Below are 373 nucleotides of genomic sequence, written 5' to 3'. Positions count from 1 at the left end.
CTCGCATGACCTAGCCCTGCCAAGCTGGCGTCGGGCATCGTTCAGCGAGTCTCAGGACTCCCCGCGCCGGGGTGCGTACGGCGGCCTGGACGCACGCCTGCCGAACACACCCCGAAGCAATCCCTACAGCACCAGCGCCCGATAGCGGTCGGCCACCTCCGCCAGGACCTCCGCGCCGTCCCGGGCCCACAGGTCCGGGTTGAAGATCTCCACCTCGATCGGGCCGGTGTAGCCCGTGGCCTCGACCTGTTCGCGGAACCAGCGGAAGTCGACCGAGCCGTCGCCCAGTTGGCCCCGGCCCAGCAGGACGCCCTCCGGGAGCGGGGTGATCCAGTCGGCGAGCTGGAAGGCGGCGATGCGGCCGCCCCCGCCC

At 72.1% G+C, this 373-nt stretch carries 1 protein-coding gene; it reads right to left on the bottom strand.

Annotation, left to right across the window (positions count from 1 at the left end; genetic code table 11):
* Positions 1-123 precede the first annotated feature (123 nt).
* The coding region (locus KN815_RS13205; protein ID WP_216342001.1) for a TIM barrel protein at positions 124-373 on the bottom strand (250 nt) is incomplete at its 5' end.

The organism is Streptomyces niphimycinicus (assembly GCF_018883605.1).
Classification (GTDB): domain Bacteria; phylum Actinomycetota; class Actinomycetes; order Streptomycetales; family Streptomycetaceae; genus Streptomyces; species Streptomyces niphimycinicus.
The sequence above is the reverse complement of the archived record's forward strand: the minus strand, read 5'-3'. Positions and strand labels throughout refer to the sequence as shown.